Origin of the sequence: Rhizobium sp. BK650 (genome assembly GCF_014195325.1) — a bacterium.
Lineage (GTDB): Bacteria > Pseudomonadota > Alphaproteobacteria > Rhizobiales > Rhizobiaceae > Rhizobium.
In genome coordinates, this window is sequence record NZ_JACIBK010000005.1 from 1 (window position 1) to 24,994 (window position 24,994).

At 58.6% G+C, this 24,994-nt stretch carries 25 protein-coding genes and 1 pseudogene; 22 read left to right on the forward strand and 4 right to left on the reverse strand.

Annotation, left to right across the window (positions count from 1 at the left end; translation table 11 throughout):
* The first annotated feature begins 172 nt into the window (after positions 1 to 172).
* From FHX15_RS13880 to FHX15_RS13905, 6 genes and pseudogenes are all read left to right on the forward strand, one after another.
* Positions 173 to 1,174, forward strand: a complete 1,002-nt coding sequence (locus FHX15_RS13880; RefSeq protein WP_184397932.1) for an IS30 family transposase — start codon at positions 173 to 175, stop codon at positions 1,172 to 1,174.
* Positions 1,175 to 1,300: 126 nt separating this feature from the next.
* Positions 1,301 to 1,462, forward strand: a pseudogene (locus FHX15_RS13885) (helix-turn-helix domain-containing protein); the annotation flags it as partial.
* A 174-nt stretch (positions 1,463 to 1,636) separates the two neighbouring features.
* Entirely contained in the window at positions 1,637 to 2,890 is a 1,254-nt protein-coding gene (locus FHX15_RS13890) for an ATP-binding protein (protein ID WP_184397934.1), read from the forward strand.
* A 293-nt stretch (positions 2,891 to 3,183) separates the two neighbouring features.
* Positions 3,184 to 3,345, forward strand: a complete 162-nt coding sequence (locus FHX15_RS13895; protein WP_184397936.1) for a hypothetical protein — start codon at positions 3,184 to 3,186, stop codon at positions 3,343 to 3,345.
* Between the two features lie 150 nt (positions 3,346 to 3,495).
* On the forward strand, positions 3,496 to 3,711 hold the full coding sequence (locus FHX15_RS30960) for an MmgE/PrpD family protein (protein ID WP_246778965.1): 216 nt from the start codon (positions 3,496 to 3,498) through the stop codon (positions 3,709 to 3,711).
* A gap of 596 nt (positions 3,712 to 4,307) precedes the next feature.
* Complete coding sequence (locus tag FHX15_RS13905) at positions 4,308 to 4,577, forward strand: hypothetical protein (RefSeq protein ID WP_184397940.1); 270 nt, start codon at positions 4,308 to 4,310, stop codon at positions 4,575 to 4,577.
* Positions 4,578 to 5,371: 794 nt separating this feature from the next.
* On the opposite strand, the gene FHX15_RS13910 is transcribed toward FHX15_RS13905, so the two are convergent.
* The 3 genes from FHX15_RS13910 to FHX15_RS13920 form a co-directional block, all read right to left on the reverse strand.
* Complete coding sequence (locus FHX15_RS13910; RefSeq protein ID WP_184397942.1) at positions 5,372 to 5,770, reverse strand: type II toxin-antitoxin system VapC family toxin; 399 nt, start codon at positions 5,768 to 5,770, stop codon at positions 5,372 to 5,374.
* Positions 5,767 to 6,018, reverse strand: a complete 252-nt coding sequence (locus FHX15_RS13915; protein WP_184397944.1) for an AbrB/MazE/SpoVT family DNA-binding domain-containing protein — start codon at positions 6,016 to 6,018, stop codon at positions 5,767 to 5,769. Before FHX15_RS13915 ends, FHX15_RS13910 begins: the two co-directional genes overlap by 4 nt.
* A gap of 331 nt (positions 6,019 to 6,349) precedes the next feature.
* The gene (locus tag FHX15_RS13920; RefSeq protein WP_184397946.1) at positions 6,350 to 7,141 is read right to left on the reverse strand and encodes a GntR family transcriptional regulator; all 792 of its coding nucleotides are present in this window, start codon (positions 7,139 to 7,141) and stop codon (positions 6,350 to 6,352) included.
* A gap of 165 nt (positions 7,142 to 7,306) precedes the next feature.
* Between FHX15_RS13920 and FHX15_RS13925 the strand changes: the two genes are divergently transcribed.
* From FHX15_RS13925 to FHX15_RS13985, 13 genes are all read left to right on the forward strand, one after another.
* Positions 7,307 to 8,563 carry an ABC transporter substrate-binding protein gene (locus FHX15_RS13925; protein WP_184397948.1) on the forward strand — a complete coding sequence of 419 codons (1,257 nt, stop codon included), beginning with the start codon at positions 7,307 to 7,309 and terminating at the stop codon, positions 8,561 to 8,563.
* A gap of 106 nt (positions 8,564 to 8,669) precedes the next feature.
* Entirely contained in the window at positions 8,670 to 9,764 is a 1,095-nt protein-coding gene (locus FHX15_RS13930) for an ABC transporter ATP-binding protein (protein ID WP_184397950.1), read from the forward strand.
* On the forward strand, positions 9,761 to 10,651 hold the full coding sequence (locus tag FHX15_RS13935) for a carbohydrate ABC transporter permease (RefSeq protein WP_184397952.1): 891 nt from the start codon (positions 9,761 to 9,763) through the stop codon (positions 10,649 to 10,651). The genes FHX15_RS13930 and FHX15_RS13935 overlap by 4 nt, the downstream gene beginning before the upstream one ends.
* A gap of 5 nt (positions 10,652 to 10,656) precedes the next feature.
* Positions 10,657 to 11,535, forward strand: coding sequence for a carbohydrate ABC transporter permease (locus tag FHX15_RS13940; protein WP_184397954.1), 879 nt, complete (start codon positions 10,657 to 10,659; stop codon positions 11,533 to 11,535).
* A 14-nt stretch (positions 11,536 to 11,549) separates the two neighbouring features.
* Positions 11,550 to 12,053, forward strand: coding sequence for a GNAT family N-acetyltransferase (locus FHX15_RS13945; protein WP_184397956.1), 504 nt, complete (start codon positions 11,550 to 11,552; stop codon positions 12,051 to 12,053).
* Positions 12,054 to 12,623: 570 nt separating this feature from the next.
* On the forward strand, positions 12,624 to 13,268 hold the full coding sequence (locus FHX15_RS13950) for a lysophospholipid acyltransferase family protein (protein WP_184397958.1): 645 nt from the start codon (positions 12,624 to 12,626) through the stop codon (positions 13,266 to 13,268).
* Positions 13,265 to 14,212 carry a phosphatidate cytidylyltransferase gene (locus tag FHX15_RS13955; RefSeq protein ID WP_184397960.1) on the forward strand — a complete coding sequence of 316 codons (948 nt, stop codon included), beginning with the start codon at positions 13,265 to 13,267 and terminating at the stop codon, positions 14,210 to 14,212. Before FHX15_RS13950 ends, FHX15_RS13955 begins: the two co-directional genes overlap by 4 nt.
* Entirely contained in the window at positions 14,212 to 14,604 is a 393-nt protein-coding gene (locus FHX15_RS13960) for a hypothetical protein (RefSeq protein ID WP_409527013.1), read from the forward strand. Before FHX15_RS13955 ends, FHX15_RS13960 begins: the two co-directional genes overlap by 1 nt.
* Entirely contained in the window at positions 14,601 to 15,242 is a 642-nt protein-coding gene (locus FHX15_RS13965) for a CDP-alcohol phosphatidyltransferase family protein (RefSeq protein ID WP_184397963.1), read from the forward strand. Before FHX15_RS13960 ends, FHX15_RS13965 begins: the two co-directional genes overlap by 4 nt.
* A gap of 160 nt (positions 15,243 to 15,402) precedes the next feature.
* Positions 15,403 to 16,101 (forward strand): GntR family transcriptional regulator, encoded by a 699-nt coding sequence (locus FHX15_RS13970; protein WP_184397966.1) that lies wholly within the window; start codon positions 15,403 to 15,405, stop codon positions 16,099 to 16,101.
* Between the two features lie 377 nt (positions 16,102 to 16,478).
* Positions 16,479 to 17,669: an amidohydrolase family protein gene (locus FHX15_RS13975; RefSeq protein ID WP_184398610.1), complete on the forward strand. Its 1,191-nt coding sequence runs from the start codon at positions 16,479 to 16,481 to the stop codon at positions 17,667 to 17,669.
* The gene (locus FHX15_RS13980; RefSeq protein ID WP_184397967.1) at positions 17,669 to 19,243 is read left to right on the forward strand and encodes a gamma-glutamyltransferase family protein; all 1,575 of its coding nucleotides are present in this window, start codon (positions 17,669 to 17,671) and stop codon (positions 19,241 to 19,243) included. The genes FHX15_RS13975 and FHX15_RS13980 overlap by 1 nt, the downstream gene beginning before the upstream one ends.
* 11 nt (positions 19,244 to 19,254) lie before the next feature.
* On the forward strand, positions 19,255 to 20,481 hold the full coding sequence (locus tag FHX15_RS13985) for an amidohydrolase family protein (RefSeq protein WP_184397970.1): 1,227 nt from the start codon (positions 19,255 to 19,257) through the stop codon (positions 20,479 to 20,481).
* A gap of 95 nt (positions 20,482 to 20,576) precedes the next feature.
* Here the strand turns inward: FHX15_RS13985 and FHX15_RS13990 are convergent, their stop codons facing one another.
* Positions 20,577 to 21,362: an SDR family NAD(P)-dependent oxidoreductase gene (locus FHX15_RS13990; RefSeq protein WP_184397972.1), complete on the reverse strand. Its 786-nt coding sequence runs from the start codon at positions 21,360 to 21,362 to the stop codon at positions 20,577 to 20,579.
* Between the two features lie 242 nt (positions 21,363 to 21,604).
* On the opposite strand from FHX15_RS13990, the gene FHX15_RS13995 reads away from it, so the two are divergent.
* From FHX15_RS13995 to FHX15_RS14005, 3 genes are all read left to right on the forward strand, one after another.
* Positions 21,605 to 22,405, forward strand: a complete 801-nt coding sequence (locus tag FHX15_RS13995; protein ID WP_184397974.1) for a BtpA/SgcQ family protein — start codon at positions 21,605 to 21,607, stop codon at positions 22,403 to 22,405.
* A 9-nt stretch (positions 22,406 to 22,414) separates the two neighbouring features.
* Positions 22,415 to 23,941, forward strand: coding sequence for an FGGY-family carbohydrate kinase (locus tag FHX15_RS14000; protein ID WP_184397976.1), 1,527 nt, complete (start codon positions 22,415 to 22,417; stop codon positions 23,939 to 23,941).
* 157 nt (positions 23,942 to 24,098) lie between these two features.
* Positions 24,099 to 24,932 carry a DeoR/GlpR family DNA-binding transcription regulator gene (locus FHX15_RS14005; protein ID WP_184397978.1) on the forward strand — a complete coding sequence of 278 codons (834 nt, stop codon included), beginning with the start codon at positions 24,099 to 24,101 and terminating at the stop codon, positions 24,930 to 24,932.
* Positions 24,933 to 24,994 lie beyond the last annotated feature (62 nt).

Below are 24,994 nucleotides of genomic sequence, written 5' to 3' on the forward strand. Positions count from 1 at the left end.
AGGAGCGGGTGTCGCATTTCTAAATGGCTGAAGACGCGTCCAAAGTGACATTTCTACTTTGCCAGACAGCGGACATTTCAACTTCCCCGCCACATAGCCTGTAGCCGGGTACATTCTATTTCCAAGTGCGACATGCCAATGATTTCAATGGCTTCACTTTGGAGATTTTGGCATGTCCCGATGCTACACGCAGCTTGCTCTCGCCGACCGACGACGCCTACATCAGCTGGTGGCGGCAAAAGTTCCCGTCACCGAAATCGCCCGCCAGCTCGGCCGTCACCGCTCGACCATTTACCGCGAGATCAAGCGCAACACGTTTCATGATCGCGAACTGCCGGACTACGACGGCTACTACAGCACGGTAGCGCACGATATCTCTAAGGAGCGGCGACGACGTCTGAGAAAGCTGCGGCGGCACCCGGATTTACGCACCGAGATCATCAACCAGCTGGAGGCACGCTGGTCTCCGGAGCAGATTGCCGGGCGCCTGTTGTTGGAGGGGCACAGCCTCGTCCGCGTCTGTAAAGAGACAATCTACCGCTTCATTTACAGCAAGGAAGATTACGGGCTTGGCCTCTATCAGTATCTCCCGGAGGCGCGTCGTCAACGTCGTCCACTGCGCTCCAGGAAGCCGCGCGACGGTGTGTTTCCAGCCTCGCATAGCATATCCCAACGTTCTGAATTTATTGGAGACAGATCGCAGTTCGGGCATTGGGAGGGCGACCTTCTCATCTTTGAGCGTCCCCTCGGCCATGCCAATGTCACGTCCCTGGTGGAGCGGAAGAGCCGCTACACCGTTCTCATCAAGAATCCAAGCCGGCATTCTCGCCCGATCATGGACAAGATCATCAGAGCTTTTTCTCCTTTGCCGGCTTTTGCGCGTCAAAGCTTCACGTTTGATCGCGGTACCGAGTTTGCCGGATTCAGGGCTTTGGAAGACGGGATTGGCGCGCGTAGCTGGTTCTGCGATCCGAGCTCACCATGGCAAAAGGGCGCCGTGGAAAACACCAACAAGCGCATTCGCCGCTTCATGCCAGGAGCTACAGATCTGGCCGCCGTGTCACAACGCGACCTGATCCAACTCGCATGTCATCTGAACGACCAACCCCGTAAATGCCTTGGATACAAGACGCCGGCCGAGGTGTTCATGGCGCATTTGCAGGATCAGGTGTGATCCCCTACCCTGCAAAACAGGCGTGATGCACTTGGGTTAGCTTCTCCACCGCAAAGTTAAAATGTCCTGCTTCTGCAAAGTTGGAATGTCACTCTCCTCACGTTTTGATGACGTGGGAGATTGCGGATGGGACTGATAGCGATGAGCGAGCGTGATGTGCAGCGGATCGAGATTTTGTCGAAGGTGATGGCCGGGCGCATGACGCTGGTGTCGGCGGCGCATGTGCTTGATCTGAGTGAGCGTCAGGTGCGTCGGCTGCTGGAGCGGATCAGAACGACCGGTGCGGCCAAATTCATGATATTAGTGTAATTCTCCCGAGATGTTGGCCCGCGCCGGCATCCCTGTAATTACAGAGGCGCCATCGACTGATGGCTGTCCCCACTTTTTAGTTAGCCGTGCTGTAAATTAAAATTAGACGGGCGCCTACTTTAAATTGGCCGACAAATCGGTTAATAATAGCCGATGACAGACTCGCCGCCGCCGAAAAAGCTTATTGAACGCAAAGCCCGACCGATCGTCGAAACGGCGCTGACCGACACACGAGTCGTGCTCATCTCTGGCCCGCGGCAAGCCGGAAAGACGACCCTAGCGCGACAGGTTTCTGGCTCCGACCGTCCATATATCACCCTCGACGATGTCGGTACGCTGAATGCAGCAAGAACCGATCCAATCGGCTTTATCCGAGGTATCAAACGGGCCGTGATCGACGAGGTGCAACGGGCGCCCGAACTGATACTGGCGATCAAGGAAAGCGTTGATCGCGATGACGAGCCCGGGCGGTTCTTGCTCACGGGTTCAGCCAATCTGGCCACCGTTCCGGCGATTGCAGATTCACTCGCCGGCCGAATGGCCGTCGTCCCATTATTTCCATTTGCCCAGTCTGAAATCCGGTCCACTCCCGGTCGTCTTCTGGATCGGCTGTTCGCCGGCGAGGAGCCTTCCGCCGGGGATGACGCCATGATTGGCGACGACCTAATGGCGATAGTGCTGCAGGGCGGCTACCCAGAAGCTTTGCGTCGGCCGACGCCCGGCCGGCGGACTGCTTGGCTGGAAGACTATGTCAAATTGATCCTCGACCGCGACGTGCGTGATATCGCCAACATCGATCAGTTGGACCGACTTCCCCGGCTGCTCGAGGTCCTGGCGGAGCACGCTGGACAATTGGTCAATCACAGCAGTTTCGGTGCCGCGCTCGGCTTGTCGAGCATCACCGCACAGAAATACGTTGCTATCGTTGAGCGCCTGTTTCTGATCAGGACACTTGTCCCGTGGTCCAACAACCGCTTGAGCCGGCTCGTCAAGACACCAAAGCTTCACTTTCTGGACACGGGCTTGCTTGCCGCTTTGCGAGAGGATGAAGCGGATGCGCTACGTTACAATAAAGGTCGTTTTGGCGCTCTGCTTGAAAGCTTCGTGGTTTCGGAACTGCTGAAGCTGGCGTCATGGTCAGACCGCCGTGTGTCCTTCTCCCACTACCGGACGAGAGACCAAGATGAAGTCGATGTCATCGTCGAGGATCGGCGCGGCCGGGTTGTTGGGATAGAAGTTAAGGCGTCGGCAACGGTGAAGTCTGACGATTTTCGTGGGTTGCGCCAGTTACAAGACGCGGTCGGCGATCGCTTCGTGCGGGGCCTCGTCCTACACGACCATGACCGAGTGACGCCGTTTGGAGAAAAGCTCCAAGCCGGTCCGCTATCTCTTCTGTGGACCATGTGAGCCGCGAGCGAGCTACGTCGGCGGTCATGGGCTGACAATTCTTGCTGGTTTCGAAGAATGTCGCCTCATCAAAGGTCGATCTGCGGTCGCCAGGGGCAACAGTTACGGCAAGGCCAGTTCTCGATATCGCGAGCGCAGGTCAGCTGAGATGACCAATTGAAAGTCAAGGGGCGGCTAATTGAAAGTAATTCAGTTGCCAATTGAAAGTGCTCTTCTCGCTCTGAAATGAAGATATGCCGATAAATCCGGCCACTTCCGGTGTCGCGTCCCCTTGCAGGCATTTCGAGATGCGGATGGCGATCATCGCCTCCGAGGGATATTCAGCCCTTGATCGATTTCAGCGGCGGCTTGCGGGTTCAGCGCGCATGGCCTCACCTGTGCAACTCAACGATCCTGTCACTGTCGAACTGAACGACACTGAAGGCCGCGATATCGGCCTCCTTTGCAGCGCGTAGCAGCGCATGCCGGAACTGCTCGCGTCGACCTTTCCGCAGAGGCAATCATCCGGCAGCCAATCATCGAACCCTTCGAACGCAAGACCGGGATCGACATCATCTATGATGCCGCCGGCTCCGGGCGCAGCTGTTATCCCGACAGCGGTGATGATGGCCGGCCGCACCGATTCTACCGGAAATGAACTCGTACACGCCGTCGTCTGCGGCTACGACGTTGGAGTGCGTATAGCCGCTTCCCAAACTGCCGACGGAATCAGGACCCGACAATCCGGTCGCTGGGCGGCCTTCGCTTCGGCGGCGACTGCCGGCTCTCTATTGAAACTTGACCCGGCCGGCTTTCGCATGCGCTGGCGATATCGGGTGTGATGGAACCAACTCGCCAATGGAAGCTCTGGTTGCCGCCACGCTCACCCTGACGAGGTGGCAAACGGTGAGGCCCGGTCATCACGGGGAGCCTCTGTCTCTCCCGCAAAATATCCAGAGTCTGGGAACTTTCGTAACGCAACGACGTATACGTCCGGGTCGGAAGACGGAGACTTCGTTCAGCCCACGAACCTCCACAGCAGTCGGACGACCCTGTCTAACTTCCCTTTGCCCGCTTCGGCGGGCTTCTTTTTGGCCAAATCCACGGCATCTTACGGGAATCCTTTGGTCACCGGATGCAACGCTCTACAAGCGCGCCGAGCATGTGGTTGGTTACCACGGTGTGGCGCTGGCGGACCGCGTGGAAAGGGTTCGTCAGCGCCCGCTTGCTCCATCCTTTTGACATGGTGATTGGTCAAGCGGAAGCGCTCCGTAATTCGGGCCAGATTGATCTGGAAATTCGGAACTTTTGCGGCTGGTTTGCGTTCTTGCGGCTGCGATGAACGTGCTGTTTCTCGCTTTCCATTACGCAACTCGGCTTGCCCCGCCTCACGCGGGGCTTTTTCTGGTCGGGCGGCAAATCAACTCATGGATCGAATATGCCAATTGATGATACTGATAGAGCATTGTTCAATCACGTCTGGGCACTCGGCGCCAAAGCAGTCAAAGAAAACCGGATCTCTGCCCTGAATGATGTTGCGATCGAGACACCTACGTTGGAACAATACCAGGACGCCTTCGGCCAGCGTATGACCGATATGATCAAAGTCGTGCAGCTCGGTATCTCTCAGCTGCGCGGCAATGGCCAGATTGTGGAGGTTGGCGTGACCAGCCTTCCGCTGTCACCTCGTCGTACAGCCAGCTTGTAGTAAACGAGCGTCCCCGCCCGCCAACACAGCTATCGATGGCCCCGGCTATAGACTCGGCCGAAATAAAGCCTACACTCCTCTCATCACCGGCAAATCGAATTCGTTGGCGCCGATGGCTGAGTGTTTACATGTGCACCCCCTGACCGAACAGGAAGGGGTGCGATATGCTCACGCAATCCCACTGGACAACTATTTCCACTCTGCAGAGACTTATGCGCCGCTATGTCAAATCGGATGCAGATGCCCTCGCCTTGCGGAGCGTGCACTTAGAATGATTTCAGACGACCCTTCCCTCCTTGATGGTCCCGACATCCACAAGGCGCTGGTTCGTCTCGTGCGCGGGATGGCAAAGGAAGGATTTCGAGGCCAATCATTGACGGTCGACGTAGGGATCAGCTCAGAAGGTGAGACCGGCTGATCAATCTGGTCGCCGTGTCTGTTGGCCACTTCCAGTCGAACAACGGAACTATGGGTCAAACTAATGGGTAAGTCGTTGAGGGTCTCAGCCAAACCCGACGTATGGATCAGGGGCATGGTCGCAACAGCGCTGCAAACGCGGTAGCGTTCTTTTGTCGCCTCCTCAGCATAGTAACAGCGTCCACGCTGGCCGGTGTGAAGCTTGCCGAGCAGGACGATTGCGCGTTTATGCCAGACTATGCGCAATTAAATAATGGAAATGACCGCCATTCAGAAACCTAAGGCCGAACGGGCCTCTCCCACCGCGCCAATCTAGTCTCGCAAGCGGGATCAGCCGCTCAGATCGGCGCGCCGTATGGCGATCAAGACGAGCACCTTTAAGTCAGAAGAAGCGTCTGCCGACCCTGAAGGACCAGCAGATCAATCGCTTTCCGGTCGAAGGACACGAAGGTCTCCCCACCAAGCCAGGCTCCTTCATGCGCAATGACGCCGTCTGCGAAATCACCCCCGGCCTCAAGTACGGCCAGGCCCGCCTCCACTGCCGGCCTGTCCATCGAGACATTTGCCGTGGCTAGAAGATCACGGATTGTCTGCGCGATCTCGTCTTTGGACAGGTTTGCGCCGCGCCGCAAAATCCAGACCAACTCGCAAAGGCTTGGCAGTGAAACGGCGATTAGTGTTGCTTCCTCAAGTAGTTTTGCCGCTGCCTTGCCTTGCTGCGGATCGTCCTGCAAAACCGCCCGCGCCAGAACGTTCGTATCAACGGCGATTTTCACGCGTCGTCGTTCCAGCCCTCAGCGGCGATTTCGTTCATTTCCTTGATGGTCAGCGCCCTCTTCGATTTTCCGGCGTGCCGTCCGATAAAGTTGCCAATCGTGCCGGTCGCCCGGACAGCGCGGACCCTTAGCTCGCCGCCAGGCAGCTTTTCGAATTCGATCCGCTCTCCGGGTTTCACACCGAGATGGGCTAGCAAGTCTCGCTTGAGGGTCACCTGGCCTTTCATCGAGAGAGCAACTGAAGGCATGACCTTTCTCCATATTAGATTGGTCAGAAAGTAATGTAAAATTCACTTACTTTCAAGCCTCCCCTCTGTTTTCAAGCTACCCCTCGGTAAATGCATGCTCGGCCGCACCAACGACCCGAAGGTGAGAAAATCCTCAGCCCCTTTCGAAGGACACGATAGCAGGCAGGCAGAGACCAGCGACACCCGCGAGAAAGTCTCGTCACGCAATTGACCGCGCCAGGCCCGCCATCCTTGGCAAGATCATTTCGATTACACCGGTTCTGGCTGACGATAGGTAACCGAAGGCGAGCAACTATCCGCCGCGGCAATCGCTGGAGCAGGACAGGGTCGCTCAATACTGGGTGAAATCGCCCGATTCCGACTGAAGCAGCGTCAGAGGATAACGCGCGGGATGATGGACCAGCGCCGTCAAGTTAACGGGGCGGTTGCGATCGTCGAAAGCGATCTGATCCACCGTAAGAACCGCGGCTGGCGGAGGCAGTTCGAGCATTGCAGCCTCCCCATCCGTGGCAAGACGCGCGCTTAACGTTGTCTGTCCGCGGATAGGATGAACGCGATAGCGCTCGCGAAGCTCCGCATAAAGCGACCGGTTGGCAACGGTCCAGTCGAGATCAAGGAGGCCCGGAACGCGGCCCACCGGAATCCAATCGGTCTGGACGACAGCAGGTATGTTGTCGAGAAGACGAAGTCTCGATAAGAGCACCACTTCGGCGCCGGGTGCAAGGAAAAGGGGACGACTGACCTCAAGTGGCGCATGTACGATGCTGGCCTCGATCAACCGATGGCCGGGACTTCGCCCGTTCGCGAGCGCGATGCTGGTAAAGCTTTTTAAAACCTGCAGTTCGAAGCCGCCACCACGCTCTGCGACATAGAGTCCCTTTCCCGGCTGGCTGTGTATCACCCCCTGTTGAATCAATTCGCGTACGGCGTGGCGCACGGTAATCCGGCTGACATTATAGAGATCGACGAGTTCCCGCTCTGACGGTAGCTTGCCGCGCAGCGGCAACTTCCCGTCGCGGATGGACGCCAGAAGCGCTTCGTAAACTTGCCTGTGCAAAGGGCGAGGATCGTCCCGGTCGATGCCGCCCTGTGGCGCGATGAGTGATGCCGGAGCTTTCTGCATCTTTGAAACCCGATCCTGTGCTGTGCGAAGCACTCTTGCTGTTTCGTATCTTCGACGCAATCGCCAGCAAAGTCCATGTTGACATGACTGGTCATAACCAGTCCTATTAGACGCAAGGAGTCAGAGAACTCCGCGTGATGCCGTTATCAACGAAGGGAACAATCGATGCTGAAGAAAAGCCTTACCGCATTGGCGATATCTGCGGCCCTCTGGGGTGGCAGCGCGCATGCCGAAACCATTTCGGTATTTTGCGCGCCAACGGAATTCGAGCTCTGCACAAACGTCGCCAATGCCTGGAAGGAAAAGACAGGCAACGAGGCCAAGATTAACAAGATGCCAGCGCTTTTGGACGACGCGATCCCGATCTATCAGCAGTTGCTCGCGGCCAAATCCAAGGATATCGATGTCCTTTTCCTCGATGTGATCTGGCTCGGCATGTTCAAGAGCAACCTGCTCGACCTCAAGACAATGATCCCGCAGGCAGACCAGGACAAGCATTTCGCCTCGACACTCAATGCGGCAAAACTCGACGGCAATCTCATTGCTATGCCTGCCTATATGGACGTCGGGCTCATGTTCTATCGCAAGGATCTACTCGAAAAATACGGCAAGCCGGCACCGAAGACCTGGGACGAGTTGGCTGCCACCGCCAAGGAAATTCAGGACAAGGAGCGGGCTGCGGGCTCGCCCGACCTGTGGGGTTATGCCTGGCAGGCCAAAAGCTATGAAGGCCTGACCTGCGACGCAATCGAACTTGTTGCTTCCAACGGTGGCGGCACCATCATTTCTGACGATGGAAAGGTGACCATCGACAATCCGCAGGCTGCCGCGGCGCTTGAAAAGGCAAAAGGCTGGATCGGCTCGATCAGCCCCGAGGGCGTCCTCAACTATGACGAGGAGCAGTCGCGCGCCATCTTCGAATCCGGCAACGCGGTCTTCCACCGCAATTGGCCCTATGTCTGGGGTACCTCGCATGAAAAGGGAAGCAATGTCGTCGACAAGGTCGGCGTGATGCCCCTTCCGGTTGGTAAGGAAGGCGAAAAGTCAAGCGGATGTCTCGGCCCGATGTATTACGGCGTCAACAAATACAGCGCCAAGCCGGCGGTGGCCGCTGACTTCGTAAACTTCATCACCGGCCCCGATATGCAGAAGATGCGTGCGCTGAAGGCGGCGCTCAACCCGTCGATCCAGACGCTTTACAGCGATCCGGAAGTTCTTGAGAAGATACCCTTCCTCAAGGATAACCAGCAGGCCTTTGCTGATAGCGCCGTGCGCCCGTCCGGCTACACCGGCACCAGCTACAACCGCGTTTCGCAGGCTTTCTACCGCTCGGTACATGACATGCTTTCTGGTGGTGCCGAGGTCAAGTCGAGTCTGACGTCGCTGGCCGGTCGGCTTGAGAAATTGAAGGAAAGCCGCTGACGCTCTCCAGATCCGGCGGTGGGGCGATCCGCTGCCGGAATGCGTCCCTGCCTCGCCATCCAATAAGGTGGCGAGCCTCTGCCGTCTCATACCCCCAAGGTGAACAATGGCGTCGGTTTCGCTCGAATCCGTTTCGAAGAATTTTGGTACGCATGCGGTTATCCAGAACGTCGACCTTCAGATCATCGATGGCGAGTTTGTCGTTTTCGTCGGTCCCTCCGGTTGCGGCAAGTCAACGCTTCTGCGCATCGTCGCCGGCCTGATCTCCGCATCGCAGGGCGTTGTGAGGATCGGCGGTGATGACGTGACTGATGTCCCTGCCTCTCAGCGAGGCGTTGCATTCGTCTTCCAGTCTTATGCGCTCTATCCGCATATGAACGTTGCGCGCAATATTGGCTTTGCGCTTGAGACCCTCGGCATGAACAGGGCCGCCATCAGCGAGAAAGTGCGGTCGGTCGCACGAATGCTGAAGGTCGATCATCTGCTCGAACGCCGGCCCCGCGAATTGTCTGGCGGGCAGCGCCAGCGCGTGGCGATCGGTCGCGCTCTGGTGCGCCAGCCTGAAATCTTCCTCTTCGATGAGCCGCTGTCCAATCTCGATTCGGATCTGCGAATGGAGATGCGCATGGAGATCGCCAAGCTCCACGACGATCTCAAGACGACAATGATCTATGTTACCCATGACCAATCGGAAGCGATGACGCTTGCCGACAGGATCGTCGTTCTCAATCACGGACGCATTGAGCAGGTCGGCACGCCGAAGGAACTCTACCACAGCCCTGACAACCGGTTTGTTGCAGGCTTCATCGGCAGCCCCCGTATGAACTTCCTGCCGGTGCAGACAACGTCAACCAAAGTGACTGGACCGGGCGGCCTCGTCATCGACGCAGGCATCGAGGGCCAAACCGTCACCGAGATCGGCATTAGGTCGGAAGCAATCCAGTTGGTGAAGGCTGGCGACGGACGAATGACCTGCGTGCTCGAACGCATCGAAGATCTTGGCCATGAGCATTTTGCCTATTGCCGCGTCAACGACGACGTCATCTGGGTGGTCCGCGTCAATGTCGAGCCCCCGAAGGAGTTGATCGGCACGGAGGTCGGCCTCAATTTCGGGGATACCGCGATCTTTGCCTTCGCCGCCGATGGAAAACGCCTCGCCCTCAACCGCCAAGTCGGCGTGGTCGAAGGAGCGCGGCAATGAGTGCCCGGCTCGCCCGCCGCGACCATCGTGCGGCCTGGCTGTTTCTGCTACCGGTCATCATCGTCATGCTGGTCGTCGCCCTCTGGCCGCTCGGCCGCACCTTCTTCTTCGCCTTCACCGATGCCTATCTAGACGATCCATCCGTCTATTCGATGACGGGGCTCGACAACTTCCTTGAGGTCATCAACGACCGCAGCTGGTGGATTGCCGTCAAGAACACGCTGATCTTCACGGCCATCTCGGTGGCGATCGAGACGGTTCTCGGCTTAGCGATAGCGCTCCTCGTCAATGAGGCCATTCCCGGCCGCGGGCTGGCGCGGGCGGCCATCCTCGTGCCCTGGGCGATCCCTGTCGTGGTCTCGACCAAGATCTGGGAATGGATGCTGAACGACCAGTTCGGCGTTATCAACAAGCTCCTCATCGGGCTCGGCCTTATCGATCATGGTGTGCCCTGGACGGCAAGCGGCTCACTCCTTTTGGGAGCCGTCATTTTCGTCGACGTGTGGATGACGACCCCGTTCATGGTTCTGCTCATCCTGGCAGGCTTACAACTGATATCCTCAGAGATATTCGAGGCGGCGGAGGTCGATGGCATTCCGGCATGGAAGCGCTTCTGGTCGATCACTCTGCCGATGCTGCGCCCGGCGATCGGCGTAGCGGTCCTCTTTCGGGTCCTCGATGCCCTCAGGATGTTCGATCTTGCCTACGTGATGGCGGCGAGCAACGAGAACGTCATGACAGTCTCCATCTACGCGCGCGACCGGCTGATCAGTTTCCAGGAGCTCGGCATCGGCTCGGCGGCATCGACCTGGGTCTTCCTGCTCGTCGCGCTTGTCGCCATCATCATCATCGGGGTTCTTCGCCTCGACAGAGCCGCCGGGACCTGAGCAACATGGCCGATGTAATCATTCCGAAGACCGTCCGCAGGTCTGCCTCTTACTTCCGGATGCGGCGCCGCGCCGTGCGAAGCCTGCAGATCCTGGCTCTTCTGCTCGTCCTTTTCTACACGCTGTTTCCCTATTATTGGGCCTTCGTTTCCTCGACGAAGCAGGGCTCGGCGCTCTATCACTCCGCACTAATGCCGGCGTTCGACTTCACCTACTATCGCCAGCTGATCGACAATCCGGTTTTCATGGGCTCGCTTTTAAACTCGGCCTATGTCGCGGTTTCGACCACTTTCTTATCGCTCGTCATCGGCCTTAGCGCCGCTTATGCACTCGGACGCATCGAATTCCCCCAACGGCGCACCATTCTGATGATCGTGCTGATGATCTCGATCTTCCCGCAGGTCGTCGTTCTGTCCGGCATGTTCGAATTGATCAACTGGATGGGCCTGTTCAACCGGCCAAGCGCGCTCGTCCTCACCTATCTCCTGTCGACCGTGCCCTTCACGACCTGGATTCTGACGACTTTCATTCGTGAATTTCCAAGGGAGTTGGAGGAGGCCGCAATCATTGACGGCTGCTCGCATTTTAGAATTCTGACGAAGATTCTGCTGCCGCTCATGGGACCTTCGCTCGCCAGCACTGGCATTCTTGCCTTCATCCTGGCGTGGAACGAGTTTCTCTTCGCGCTGACCTTCACCCTGACGGACGAGAACCGCACCGTGCCGGTTGCGATCGGCCTGATCGCAGGTAACACCCGGTACGAATATCCATTCGGTCAGATTATGGCTGCATCCGTTACCGTGACCCTGCCGCTGATCATTGTCGTATTGATCTTCCAAAGGCGGATCGTAGCCGGCCTGACGGCAGGCGCCATCAAAGGATGACAAAGGAATAAACCATGGACATGCTGGTAAAACTCTACGAACTGAAGGCCGATCCTGCGCTCGATAAGCGGATCGCCGAACAGGAGATCACCATTCGGCGCATCCTCGCACCGGAGTTGAATGCCCTGACGGCCTGGATAGGGCCGCGCTTCGGAACCGGCTGGGCAGCGGAAGCAACGGTTGCCACCATGCGCCAGCCACCCACTTGCTTCATCGCAATTCAGAACGACGAACTCATCGGCTTTGCCTGCCACGACGCGACCGCGAAAGGCTTCTTCGGGCCGACCGGCGTCGATACGGCCGCCCGCGGCAAAGGTGTTGGCTACGCTTTACTGCTGACCACACTTCTTGATATGTACGCGCAGGGCTATGCTTATGCGGTGATCGGAGGCGCCGGCCCTATGGAGTTCTACCGTCGAAGCGTCGGGGCAGTTCCGATCGAAGGCTCGGAACCAGGTATCTACCGCGGCATGCTGCCACTTGCCGAGCCGAAAGGCATTTCGGAATCGGATCACTAGGTCCGGTCGACCGTGGCACTGCCCGCGCCTTCTGGGCGTCTATCGCAACATGAAAGCTGCCAGAACATCGCCTTTCGATCGCGCTTGCGCGGCCCCGCCGCCCCGGAAATCGGACGGGGCTCGTGCACCGACAGTACGCGTCGCCATATTTGAGGCAACGGTTCACGTATTGATGAAGTGCTGCTCAGCACCCAGTATCGACACGCCTGGGGAACGGGCCAATCGGTCGGCCCTCGATGTCCGCTCCGAGGATAGGGTGACGGCATTATCATCTTCGATGAAGGCCACGAACCCGAACGCTCCAGATGTTTGAGCACCGCGGCCTCGGCACCATCAGCATAAAAACAACACCCCTCACCTGCCTGGTCTCACGACCATATCGATCATGTCGTCGCGCGCAGCGTATTCTCCGGTTTTCAAGCAACATTAAGCCCGATCTGGAAATCGATCTCCCTCACGGAGCGACATCTTTCTACGCCTTTTGATTGAACACCTGCAAAACGCCTTTTCTCCACCGACGACAATGCTAGAGTTCCGTTCGTGGCCCGGCTACCGTTAACAGAGTGATGAATGAAGGCATTGCTTACAAAGGCCGTGGCGACGGTGATCGTCTTATTTGCGCGCGCCGTCACGGCCGTTCGCGCCACATGGTCCGAGGAAGGGCTGCCTTCCGGCCCCTGCGTTTATTATGCCAACCACTCCAGCCACGGCGATTTCGTTCTGGTCTGGACGGTGTTGCCGCCAAGGCTGCGACATCGGGCTCGTCCGGTCGCAGGGGCTGAATATTGGCTGAAGTCCCGGCTCAATCGATTCATCGGCCGCGATGTTTTCAAGGCGGTGCTGATTGCGAGGGATCGTGAGAAGCGGACGGAAGATCCCGTCATGCAGATGGCCTCGGCAATCGATGCCGGCTATTCCCTCATTCTCTTCCCGGAGGGTACACGCAACCAGTCCGACGAACGGCTCCTTCCATTCAAAAGCGGCATTTTCCATCTGGCGATGGCGCGCCCTGACATCAATCTCGTGCCGGTCTGGATCAGCAATCTCAACCGCGTCATGCCGAAGGGAGAGTTCGTTCCGGTACCGCTGATCTGCACGGTCACCTTCGGCAACGCGATGAGGATCATACCGGGCGAATACAAGGATGTTTTTCTTGAACGGATGCAGGCCGCTCTTCTGGCTCTGTCTCCAAACACTACAGGCGGCCCGGAATGAGTGAGGCGACTTCCGATCTGATGACGCTCGTAGCCGGCATCTTCTGCGTGCTCGTCCTTGCCTCAGTCGTCGGTTACATATTGCAGAAACGCCTCTCGCCGAACGGTTCCAACGCGGCTGTCGAAAACCTCAATGCGCGGATCAAGGCCTGGTGGGTCATGGTCATCCTGATCGGCATAGCTTTCACAGCCGGCCGTATCGGCGTCTTGATCTTGTTCGGCTTTTGCTCGTTCGCAGCACTTCGAGAATTCGTAACCCTCATCAACACCCGACGGGCGGATCATTGGGCCCTTGCGGCAGCTTTCTTCGTTGTTGTGCCGATCCAATATTTTCTGCTCTGGGCCGAACAATACGGTATCTTCTCGATCTTCATTCCCGTCTACGCCTTCCTGCTGATGCCGATCATCTCGGTTCTCCGGGGTGACACGGAGCGCTTTCTCGTTCGTATCGCGGAGGTGCAGTGGGCGCTGATGATCTGTGTCTTCTGCGCCTCCCATGTGCCGGCGCTGCTGACGCTGAATATCCCGGGGTACGAGGGCCGTAATGTATTGTTGATCGCCTTTCTGGTGATCGTCGTCCAGCTGAGTGATGTCTTGCAATATGTCTGGGGCAAATTGTTCGGACGCACTAAGATTGCGCCAAGACTGTCGCCGTCCAAAACGGTCGAGGGCTTCGGCGGCGGCGTTGTCAGTGCGACATTGATTGGAGCGGGGCTTTGGTGGATTACGCCCTTTTCGCCACTTCAGGCGGGCACTCTGGCTTTCGTCATTACGCTGATGGGTTTCCTCGGGGGCTTGGTAATGTCTGCCATCAAACGCGACCGCGGCGTCAAGGATTGGGGCAATCTCATCGAGGGCCATGGCGGACTGATCGACAGACTGGATTCTGTCGTCTTTTCGGCCCCCATTTTCTTTCACCTGACGCGCTACTGGTGGTCACTGTGATGTCCGTCCTGCAGCGCCTCTCTCGCAATGGAGCAGTGCATGTCCTGTTCGCCTTCCTGGCGATGGGAGGGTGGGCCATTTTCGCCAATCGCGACCATACCATGCCTGCACCACTCTATGCCGGCTTTGTGCAGGGGACGATCTCGGCCTGCCTGACGCTTTTTCTGAAATCGGTCATCGACTGGCTTTCCAGCCGCTTCAGCGGTTCAACACGATTTTGGGCACCGCCCCTGATCGCCTGCCTTGGCTCGGCCAGCATTCTAGTGGCGATCCATACAGCGAGCGGCACTCCGGAAATAGCCAAAACAATCGCCCTGCCGCTATTCGTGTCCACGACTTATGCAGCGATCTACAATTACTCGATCTCCGCTAGACGAGGTTTCGACAAATGATAGAGACAGGTGACAGGAGACCTCTGGCAAGCCGTAATAGCCGCTGGGCAGGCGCAATTGCCCGCTGGCTGGCGGCGCGCGCCGTCACGCCGAACCAGATCTCGCAGGCCAGCATTCTGGCGGCAGCAATCGCCGGCGGTGCCTTCTATCTGGCGGGGCAGACAACCGGCGTAGGACGTATCGCGGGCCTGTTGCTCGCCGTCTTGTTCTGCCAGGCACGCCTCCTTTGCAACCTGTTCGACGGTATGGTCGCCGTCGAAGGCAAGAAGGCAGAAGCTGACGGCCCCTTCTGGAACGAATTTCCAGATCGCGTCGCCGACCTCATGATATTTTCCGGCGTTGGATATGGCGTCGGCATGCCTGGACTTGGCTGGGCAGCAGGAGCCTTCGCCGTCTTGACGGCCTACGTCCGAGAACTTGGTCGCGCCACCGGGAACCCGAGCGACTTCTCCGGTCCGATGGCAAAGCAACATCGAATGGCGGTGATCACGGTGGCGGGATTGGCATCTCTCGCCGAACCTCTGTGGGGCGGGCAAAACGAGATCCTGACGATTGCTCTCTTCATCGTCACGCTGGGGGCGACCCTGACGACGATCCGCCGATCGAAGACATTGGTGAGCCGCCTGACGGCTCGCTGACTTACCCGCGATAGGGCGAAGCCAGGCCCGACGGGACCGTGATTGATGCGATCTGCTCGATAAGTCGGTAAAGAAGAGCGATGTAGTCGAACAAGTATCAACTTGTTGTATACCTGATCGCGCGATAACCTGTCCGAAAGTAGACGAGCTTCGAAATCACATGTCATCCAATTCCGACCGGGTGAACATCGCCCATCGCACACTTCGGCAGGCCATCATCGAGCAGGCGCTGAAAGCCGGCACCAAGCTTCCCGAAGACGAGATCGGCCGGCATTTTTCGATGAGCCGCACGCTGGTTCGCACGGTCCTTGCCAAGCTGCAGGCTCAGGGACTGGTCGATACCTACCACAAGCGCACGGCCACCGTGGCCCAACCGAGCCTTGACGAGGCCCGCGACGCCTTTGCCGTCCGCCGCGCGCTGGAGCGAGAGGTGGTGAAGGCGGTGATAAAGCGCTGGAGCCCGGCAACCGAAAAGCTGTTGCGAGCGCATGTGCAGGAAGAGGAAGCCGCTCACGCCAAGGGAGATGTGCGCCTGTCGACCCGCCTTGCCGGCGAATTCCATCTAAAGCTTGCCGAGTTAGCGGGCAATGCCCTGCTCGAGCGCTACCTCTCCGAACTCGTATCGCGCTGCTCGCTGATCCTTGCAATGTATAGCCGACCGCATTCCAGCGAATGCGCCATCAATGAACATTCCGGCCTCATCAACGCATTAAAGAAAGGTGACCTGCCCGCGGCGGAACGTTTGATGGATGAACACCTGTCATCTGTTGAAAGCCGCGCATTGCTCGAAGACGATCTTGCCGCAGAAGCTGACATCGGGTCCATCCTGTCGCGCTTTTCTGCCCGCGTAGCCGGCTGAGCTGCCGGTTTTTCAAACACGTATACAAGATCGTGATTATTTTCTGGACGTTTTCGTCGTTAGCGCCGATTTGAGTTCGTCGATCGCCATGCAATAAAGTTATCTCGTTGCATATTCTCTCAATGATTCATACGCTTAACTTTTCGTCGCTGTGAGGCATCGCCCGTCCACATACTGGCATTGATATTGCATACGTGATCTCGGTATCTTGTAGGCTGGACATTGCGTAACTCGCATACCGGAGGCGATACAAGGGCATTGGCTGATCGACTGCTGATAGGCTCCACAGAACTGACCTAGGATCATCAATAGAAAGGGAAAGATCCGTATCTGACGGGTCTTCTTTGAAAAAAGGGAAGGAAGCACCAGTGGCCGAAATGGAAACAGTCTTCACCAACGCAAAGCTTGCTGATGGCACGCTGAACGAGGTCGTGGTGCGAGACGGCCTGATCACGGCCATAGGACCGGCGGCCTCTCATGCGAATGCTGCAAAGGTGGTCGATATTGGCGGAGCCCTCCTCGTGCCGAGCTTTGTCGAAGGCCATATCCACCTCGACACGAGCTTCTACGGCGACAAGTGGATCTCGCATAAGCCGTGCACCAATGGCTTCGACGTGCATGAGCGCGTCGCCTTTCAGGCCGAGAATATGGCCGGTGCTGCGCCCATGAACGAGCGCGCTCGCAATCAGCTCGATCTCTGCATTTCCAACGGCTCCCTGCAGATGCGAAGCCATGTGATGGTCGATGGGTCGGTCGGCCTGAAATCGCTCGAAACCGTTCTGGGAGTGCGTGAGGAATATAAGGGAATTATCGACATTCAGCTCGTCGCCTTCCCGCAAAGCGGCATTCTGAAGAGCCCCGGCACGCCCGAACTAATGGATGAGGCAATTTCCTTGGGGGCCGATCTCGTAGGCGGGCTCGATCCCTTATCTTTTGATCGCGATATCAAGGGGCATCTCGACGTGGTCTTCGGCATTGCCGAAAGGCGCGGCGTCGACGTCGACATCCATCTTCATGACGCAGGCACGCTTGGCGCCATGACGATCGAGGAAATCTGCGCACGGACGACCGCGCTTGGCATGCAGGGACATGTCGCGATCAGCCATGCCTATGGTCTTGGTGATCTCGCGCCGGAAGTCGCCAAGAAGATTGCCACCCTGATCGCCAAAAGCGGCGTCTCGATCATGACCAACGCGCCCGGCAATCACAATTTTCCGCCTGTGGCCCTGCTGCGGGCGGCCGGCGTCAACGTCTTTAGCGGCAGCGACAATATCCGTGATTCCTGGTGGCCCTTCGGTGACGGCGACATGCTGCGCCGCGCCGAGATTATCGCCTATCGTTCCGGTTTCTTCACCGATGAGGAACTGAGCGCCGCCTTCGATGTGGTGACATCAGGCGGTGCCAAAGCGCTTCGCCTCGAAGGCTATGGTATCGCTGTCGGTGCGAAAGCCGATTTCGTCACGCTCGCGTGCGAGCACGTGCCGGAGGCCGTTGTCGCCGTTCCGAAACCGCGCCGCGTCTTTAAGGAAGGCCGTCTCGTCGCCGACAACGGCTCGGTGATACGCTGATGAATTCTCCCGCCACGCAGACTAATGAGGCTGAGACATCGTCTTGCGGCGCCGCGATCATTTCGCCACATTGGCTCGCGAGCGAAGCAGGTGCCAAGGTGCTGCGGCGTGGCGGCAATGCCATTGAGGCGCTGGTTGCCGCAGGTGCGGCGCTGGCGGTCACCTACCCGCATTTCTGCGGCCTCGGCGGCGATGCCGTCTGGCTGGTCGCTGACGAGACCGGCAAGGCGCAAACCTTCCTCGGCATCGGTCAGGCGGGAAGTGTCGTTCCGGAAGAAGACATCCCCTTGCGCGGAGCCGCCTCCACGCTGACGACAGCCTGCCTCGTGGATAGTTGGGAAAAAGTGCTTGCCCATTCCGCCGCCGAGTGGTCGGGCTCGGAAAGTTTATCGACCCTGCTGGACGATGCGATCGCCCTTGCGGATGACGGTTTCGAAGTCAGCAGGTCACAGGCTTTCTGGTACGCATTCCGAAACGGCGAGTTGCATAGCTGGGAGGGCTTCACTGGTCTTTTCCGATCGTCAGGCATTCAGCGACAGCCGGCACTTGGCAAGACGCTGGATGCCATCGCCCGCCATGGCGCCCGCGAGTTCTATGAAGGGGCGCTCGCCCGGCGCATCGTCGCGGGGCTTGAACAAGCAGGCTCACCGCTTTCGGCGAGCGATCTTGCCGCCACACAAACCGAAATCGCTCCTACGATCCGTCAGCGCTACCGCGGCACCATTCTGCTAGCACCGCCTCCGCCGACCCAGGGCATAACCACACTCGCAATCATGGGTGTGCTCAACCATCTGTCGATGACAGATTTCCCTCCCGATAGCGCCGACTTCTACCACAGGCTCGTCGAGGCGGTGAAACAGGCCTTTCTTGACCGGGACACCATCGCCGATCCGCGCTATTCGGTTAATGTTTCGCCGGAACTGCTCGATCCGGCACGTCTCGCCGCGAAGGCCGCTGCAATAAATCCCGATCGGGCACTACCTTGGCCACAACCCTATCGGCACGGCGACACCGCCCTGCTTGCCGCCGTCGATAAGAAGGGACGCTGCGCATCGTTGCTGCAAAGCCTTTACTTCGATTGGGGGAGCGGCGTCGGTGTCGGCGATACAGGCATCCTCTGGCAGAACAGAGGCGCCGCCTTCAGCACCGATCCCGCCAGCCCCAATGTCATCCGTCCCGGCAAGCGCCCGTTTTACACGCTCAATCCAGGCCTGGCGCTCAAGAACGGCCGGCCGCACCTCATCTACGGCACGCAAGGAGCCGACGGACAGCCCCAGACCTTATCGCTACTGCTCAGCCTGCTGATCGACCATGGTCTCGATCCGGCTACCGCACTGTCGCGCCCGCGCTTTCTGCTCGGCCGCACCTTTTCCGACAGCCGAAATACCCTAAAGATCGAGGAAAATGCCGGCCTGGAAACGGTCACCGCACTTGCTGCCATGGGCCACGAGATCTCGACGATCGACCGTCTCAGCCCGCTCGGCGGGCAGGCCGGCATTATTCGCATCGGGCAAGATGGAGCAATCGACGGCGCTCATGATCCGCGCAGCGACGGGGGCGCGATCCTGCTGTGACGTCTGGCCTATTGTTTGATCTCGTTATCCGCAACGTCCGTGTCGAGGAGAATGGACCCCTCGTCGACATCGCCGTGCAAGAGGGGCATATCGTGGATATCGGATCCGACATCCGCTGCGAGGCGATCGAAACCGTCGATGGCGAGGGAACCTTTGCCTTCGGCGGGTTCGTCGATACGCACATCCATCTGGACAAGGCCTGCATTCTCGATCGCTGCACGATCTGCGAAGGTACACTTGCCGAGGCCGTGCGGGAGACGGCCAGGGCCAAGGCGGGCTTTGAGGTGGACGACGTCTATGCACGGGCTGCGCGCGTCGTCGAGAAGGCGATTTCGCACGGTACGACGCGGATACGGACCTTCGTCGAGATCGATCCCCGCGCCGGTTTTCGTTCCTTCGATGCCATCAAACGCATCCGCGAGCACTATGCTTTTGCGGTCGATATCGAGATCTGCGCCTTCGCCCAGGAGGGGCTGACAAATGAGCCCGAAACAGTGGACATGCTCGACGAAACCCTCCGCGGTGGTGCGGATCTGGTTGGCGGTTGCCCCTATACCGATCCCGATCCTAACAGGCATATCGAGATGGTTTTCGCGCTGGCGCTCAAGCATGACGTACCGGTCGACTTCCATCTCGACTTCAGCCTTGATCCTGGCCGAACCGATCTGCCGGCGGTGATCGAGGCCACGCTTCGCCACGGGTGGCGAGGTCGCGTGACGATCGGCCACGTCACCAACCTCTCGGCCATGTCGCAGGCAGAGATCCTCTCCATTGCCGACAGGCTGGCTGAAGCCGGCATTGGGCTTTCCGTCCTGCCATCCACCGATCTGTTCCTGAACGGGCGCAGTCATGAGCGGCTGGTCCCGCGCGGCGTCGCGCCCGCTCACCTGCTGGCAAGCCGCGGTGTCGTGACATCGATCGCGACCAACAACGTGCTTAATCCCTTCACGCCTTATGGTGATGCCTCGTTGATCCGGATGGCCAATCTCTATGCCAACGTCACGCAACTCTCGCGAGACGAGGACATGGCACTGGTCTTCAGGATGGTAACTGAGGGGACGGCAAGCAAGTTCGGCAGCGCCGGCCGGTTAGAGGTGGGCGCCGAGGCTACGATCGTATTGCTCGACAGTCCCGGCCCGGGTGATGCGGTGCGCGAGATTGCCCGCGTCGTTGCCGGCTGGAAGAACGGCAACCGCAGTTTCGACAACGGCAAGCCCAGAATTCATAGACCCAAATGAACATCGCCGGCTCGCCGGTTAGTCACGCGACGCGCTCATTACACGCCAGCCTTTCTTTGACAGGCGTGTCCAAGACAAAACAGCGGCAAAGTCCGTTAGGTCATGTAAACGCCGCCGGTCACATTGACACCCTGGCCGGTCATAAAGCGCGCGCTGTCGGAGCAAAGGAAGACTACGACATCGGCCACATCCTCTGGTGTTTCGATGCGACCGAGGGGTGTTTGTCCAACATATTCGTCGAATACCTGTTGCGGTGAGATGCCGCGAAGGCTGGCCTCCCATTCTATTTCCCGGCTTTGCATGCCTGTTTTCACGAAGCCTGGGCAGACCGCGTTCACCCTTATACCTGCAGGCGCGAGCTCGCGTGCGAGGGCCTGGGTCCATCCAAGAACGGCGAATTTGCTCGCAGAATAATGAGCAAGAAGCGGCGCGCCGACTTTTGCCGCAAGTGAAGCGGTATTGACGATGCAGCCATGGCCCTGCCGGACCAAGTGGCGACCGCCGATCTGGTTTGTCAGAAAAATCCCGCGCGTGTTGACATCGAAATTGAAGTCCCACTCCTCGTCGGTCAACTCGAGAGCCTTCTGCATGGTGGAGACCCCGGCATTGGCGATGACAATATCGCACCCCCCTATTTCGTTTACCGCCTGAATGAAGGCTGTCTCGACGGAACCCCGCTTACGCACGTCGACCTCGACGGCAACGGCACCCTTTCCGATCGACTGGGTCGCCTCAGCTGCCGCGTCGATGTCGATGTCAGCGATCGCGACGACGACGTCCTGGGCGGCAAGCGCCTTGGCTATAGCAAGCCCGATGCCGGTGGCACCTCCTGTGACGAAGGCGCGGCGCCCCTGAAGCTCGGAAAAGACAGGTGGTGTCATGGCAGCTCCTTGAATGATTTGCGGAAAGCGTATCCAACAAAATCGAACTCATCAAATGTTTTTTTTGTTTGATTGAGTTCGTTTGGATGCGTATGGTCGAGACGACTTGTCCAGTGCGTCCTCCCGGAATCAGGCGCTCGCGGGCAATGGCTCAGCGCAGATCCCGCGAGAAACTGAGCTCAACCATCGCGGCTCGGCTGAACTGGGCCGGAACAACGCAACGCCATGGAAGGACTTGCACAATGGTTTTTGAATGCTTCGGGACGCGCAAGAAGGTGGTCATCGCTATGGCCCATATCGGCGCCCTGCCCGGATCGCCGCTTTATGACGTTCAGGCAGGCGTGCAAAAGCTGATCGATGACGTGGCATCAGACGTCGAGAAGCTGCAGGCCGGCGGCGTCGACGCCATCATGTTCGGCAACGAAAATGATCGGCCCTATGTCTTCAAGGGCTCGGCCGAAAGCGTTGCGGCGATGACGGCCATCGTGCAGGCAATCAAGCCTCAATTGAAAGTCCCGTTTGGCGTGAACTATCTCTGGGATCCTGTCGCCAGTGTCGCGATCGGCGCTGTCACCGGTGCCAGTTTCGTGCGCGAAATCTTCACGGGCCTTTTTGCCTCTGACATGGGGTTGTGGCAGCCGGACTGCGCAGCTGCAGCCCGCCTGCGGACGAACCTCGGCCGGGGCGACATGAAAATGCTGTTCAACATCAACGCGGAATTTGCTCATTCGCTGGATCAGCGCCCGATAGCATTGCGCGCCAAGAGCGCCGTCTTCTCTTCCGTTGCCGACGCCATTCTTGTATCCGGCCCGATCACCGGGCAGCCGGCGAGCCGGTCGGATCTTCGCGATGTATGTGAGGCCGTTACCGATGTCCCGGTTTTTGCCAATACCGGCGTCAACATCAACAATATCAGCGACGTGCTCTCCATGGCGCAGGGCTGCATCATAGGCACCCATTTCAAGGTGGACGGAAATACGTGGAACGCTGTTGACGCGGCGCGCGTCAAACGTTTCATGGACGTCGTCGAAACTTTGCGCTGAGAAACCGTCATGGCAGCCGTTCTCGGCCTCGACATCGGAACGACCTCCACGATCGGCATCCTCGTCGGCTTGCCGGATCGGATACTGGCAACGGCAAGCCGGCCAGTGACCTTGTCCTCTCCGCATATCGGCTGGGCAGAGGAAAACCCTTCGGAATGGTGGGAGAACGTATGCTCCATCATTGGGGAACTGCTCGCTACCTCCGGCCTTGATGCCGCAGAGATCAACGCGGTCGGCGTGACCGGTATGCTGCCTGCCGTCGTCTTGCTCGACGCGCGCGGCAAGGTGCTGAGACCCAGCATTCAGCAAAGCGACGGGCGCTGCGGCGCTGAAGTTGCCGAACTGAAGGCGGAATGGGACGAACGCGCGTTCCTGGAGAGGGCCGGCAACGGCATCAATCAGCAGCTCGTCACTGCAAAGCTGAGATGGATCGAACGGCACGAGCCGAGGGTCTTCGAGCAGATCGAAACTGTCTTCGGTTCCTACGACTATATCAACTACCGACTGACGGGCGCACGTTCCGTCGAACAGAACTGGGCGCTGGAAGCAGGCTTCGTGAATATTGTAACGGATGCCATCGACGAAGAGCTCGTGCGTTTTGCTCATATCGATCCACGCCAGGTGCCGATCAAGCGCGCGTCTTCGGAGATCATGGGAGTTGTCGATGAAGGAGGCGCCTCGGAAACGGGCCTGAGGATCGGAACCCCCGTCGTCGGCGGTGCAGCCGACATGATTGCGTCTGCACTGGGCGCAGGCGTCATCGATGCCGGCGACGTTCTCTTAAAATTCGGTGGCGCGGTCGATATTCTGACGGCCACCGACGTTGTGGCCCCTGATCCCCGGCTATTTCTCGACTATCATCTGGTTCCGGGCCTTTACATGCCGAACGGCTGCATGTCGACGGGTGGCTCTGCCCTGAACTGGTTCGTGAAAAACTTCGCATCCGGCGAACAGCATGCAGCCGATGCCAAGGGATGCAGCCTGCATCAGCACCTCGACCATCTGGCCGAACGAAAGCCTGCCGGATCTGACGGATTGACGATCCTGCCCTATATGCTCGGCGAAAAGACGCCGATCCACGATCCGGCAGCCCGCGGCGTGATTGAGGGACTGACGTTGTCGCACGATATCGGTCATCTCTGGCGCGCTCTGCTTGAAGCCTATGCCTACGCCATCCGCCATCACGTCGAGGTGCTGATCGATATGGGGCACCGTCCGAAGCGCTTTTTTGTGTCGGATGGCGGCGCACAGAGCACGATATGGATGCAGATCGTTGCCGACGTGCTTGGCGCCCCGGTGCAGCGCCTTTCGGGACATCCGGGCTCCTGCATCGGCGCGGCCTGGAGCGCGGCGATCGGCGTTGGCCTCGAATCCGACTGGCGGGGTGTCACGCGCTTCGTGCGCTTTTCCGATGTTCTGCAGCCGCGAAGCGCCAATGCAACCCTGTACGACGACGGTTATCGCCGTTACCGGGAACTCTACGATCGCATCGCACCCGTGTGGGGTGCCACGATGGATAAGAAACTCCGATTGTAACGGCTGAAAACTGTGTACTTCCCATGGTTCCAGCAGAGCGGGCCTGTGATGACGGTGAGGATCCTGTTTAATTCGAACAGATACTGAGGTAAACGGCGTCCGAATGCGAGATCATGACGGGCGAAATTCCGAAAGACGAACACGGGACGACAATAAGATGACGAGCGAGCAATCCGCCGCCAGATCCGGCGAGCGCCCCAAGTTCCTTGCCCAGGTCCGACAGGCTGCGATCATCGAGGAGATCGGACGGGTCGGATCGGTGACGGTCAGCGATCTGGCGCAGCAGCTTTCGGTCTCCGAAATGACCGTGCGGCGCGATCTCGTCGAACTTGAGAAGGACGGCCGCCTCATCCGAACGCATGGCGGCGCGGTTAAGCCGGATCGGGCGCCCGCCCTTGCGCTCGCGGAAAATGTCGATCGCGAAGAACCGGCATTCGAGGCGCGACTTGCGCGCAACGCTGCGCAAAAGCGCAGGATTGCTGCCGTCGCCGCCAGCCTGTCCCATGCCGCCCGCAGCATTGCAATCGATGTCGGTACGACCCCATATTTTGCCGCGGAGGCCCTTGCCGCCCGCCAGCAGGTTAAAATTTTCACCAACAGCATTCGTACGGCCTCCTATCTCGGCGCCAGGGGCGTGGAGACCTATCTGGCCGGCGGGCGTATTCGCGGCGAGGAAATGTCGACGAGCGGGTCCGCCGCCGTGGAGCAATTCGAGTCGCTGTGGTTCGACATCGCCCTCATTGGTGTTTCAGGCCTGACCGCGCAGGGTATCTTCGACTATTCCTTCGAGGAAACAGACATGAAGCGTGTCTATCTAAGCCACGCGTCACAGCGCGTGGTTTTATGCGATTCGACGAAATTCAACCGGATGTCCCTCGTTCACGTCGCCAAACTGAGCGAATTCGACACACTCGTCTGCGACGAGGCGCCAACGGGCGAACTGGCATCGGCGCTGAAGGCAGCAGGCGTCGCTATCACGGTGGCCGATTGATCCGGACAGGCCGCTGTATCATTCGGGAATACACGTTGCCTTTTGTTTTATTGTGTTTGATA

Bases quoted from the DNA above. Each gene is read 5' to 3' on its own strand.
- FHX15_RS13920 (WP_184397946.1), bottom strand. From the start codon at position 7,141: ATGCAGAAAGCTCCGGCATCACTCATCGCGCCACAGGGCGGCATCGAC.
- FHX15_RS14000 (WP_184397976.1), top strand. From the start codon at position 22,415: ATGGCAGCCGTTCTCGGCCTCGACATCGGAACGACCTCCACGATCGGC.
- FHX15_RS13930 (WP_184397950.1), top strand. From the start codon at position 8,670: ATGGCGTCGGTTTCGCTCGAATCCGTTTCGAAGAATTTTGGTACGCAT.
- FHX15_RS13970 (WP_184397966.1), top strand. From the start codon at position 15,403: ATGTCATCCAATTCCGACCGGGTGAACATCGCCCATCGCACACTTCGG.
- FHX15_RS14005 (WP_184397978.1), top strand. From the start codon at position 24,099: ATGACGAGCGAGCAATCCGCCGCCAGATCCGGCGAGCGCCCCAAGTTC.
- FHX15_RS13895 (WP_184397936.1), top strand. From the start codon at position 3,184: ATGGCGATCATCGCCTCCGAGGGATATTCAGCCCTTGATCGATTTCAG.
- FHX15_RS13935 (WP_184397952.1), top strand. From the start codon at position 9,761: ATGAGTGCCCGGCTCGCCCGCCGCGACCATCGTGCGGCCTGGCTGTTT.
- FHX15_RS13980 (WP_184397967.1), top strand. From the start codon at position 17,669: ATGAATTCTCCCGCCACGCAGACTAATGAGGCTGAGACATCGTCTTGC.
- FHX15_RS13965 (WP_184397963.1), top strand. From the start codon at position 14,601: ATGATAGAGACAGGTGACAGGAGACCTCTGGCAAGCCGTAATAGCCGC.
- FHX15_RS13960 (WP_409527013.1), top strand. From the start codon at position 14,212: ATGTCCGTCCTGCAGCGCCTCTCTCGCAATGGAGCAGTGCATGTCCTG.
- FHX15_RS30960 (WP_246778965.1), top strand. From the start codon at position 3,496: ATGGCCGGCCGCACCGATTCTACCGGAAATGAACTCGTACACGCCGTC.
- FHX15_RS13880 (WP_184397932.1), top strand. From the start codon at position 173: ATGTCCCGATGCTACACGCAGCTTGCTCTCGCCGACCGACGACGCCTA.
- FHX15_RS13945 (WP_184397956.1), top strand. From the start codon at position 11,550: ATGGACATGCTGGTAAAACTCTACGAACTGAAGGCCGATCCTGCGCTC.
- FHX15_RS13890 (WP_184397934.1), top strand. From the start codon at position 1,637: ATGACAGACTCGCCGCCGCCGAAAAAGCTTATTGAACGCAAAGCCCGA.
- FHX15_RS13995 (WP_184397974.1), top strand. From the start codon at position 21,605: ATGGTTTTTGAATGCTTCGGGACGCGCAAGAAGGTGGTCATCGCTATG.
- FHX15_RS13925 (WP_184397948.1), top strand. From the start codon at position 7,307: ATGCTGAAGAAAAGCCTTACCGCATTGGCGATATCTGCGGCCCTCTGG.
- FHX15_RS13940 (WP_184397954.1), top strand. From the start codon at position 10,657: ATGGCCGATGTAATCATTCCGAAGACCGTCCGCAGGTCTGCCTCTTAC.
- FHX15_RS13905 (WP_184397940.1), top strand. From the start codon at position 4,308: ATGCCAATTGATGATACTGATAGAGCATTGTTCAATCACGTCTGGGCA.
- FHX15_RS13990 (WP_184397972.1), bottom strand. From the start codon at position 21,362: ATGACACCACCTGTCTTTTCCGAGCTTCAGGGGCGCCGCGCCTTCGTC.
- FHX15_RS13915 (WP_184397944.1), bottom strand. From the start codon at position 6,018: ATGCCTTCAGTTGCTCTCTCGATGAAAGGCCAGGTGACCCTCAAGCGA.
- FHX15_RS13950 (WP_184397958.1), top strand. From the start codon at position 12,624: ATGAAGGCATTGCTTACAAAGGCCGTGGCGACGGTGATCGTCTTATTT.
- FHX15_RS13955 (WP_184397960.1), top strand. From the start codon at position 13,265: ATGAGTGAGGCGACTTCCGATCTGATGACGCTCGTAGCCGGCATCTTC.
- FHX15_RS13975 (WP_184398610.1), top strand. From the start codon at position 16,479: ATGGAAACAGTCTTCACCAACGCAAAGCTTGCTGATGGCACGCTGAAC.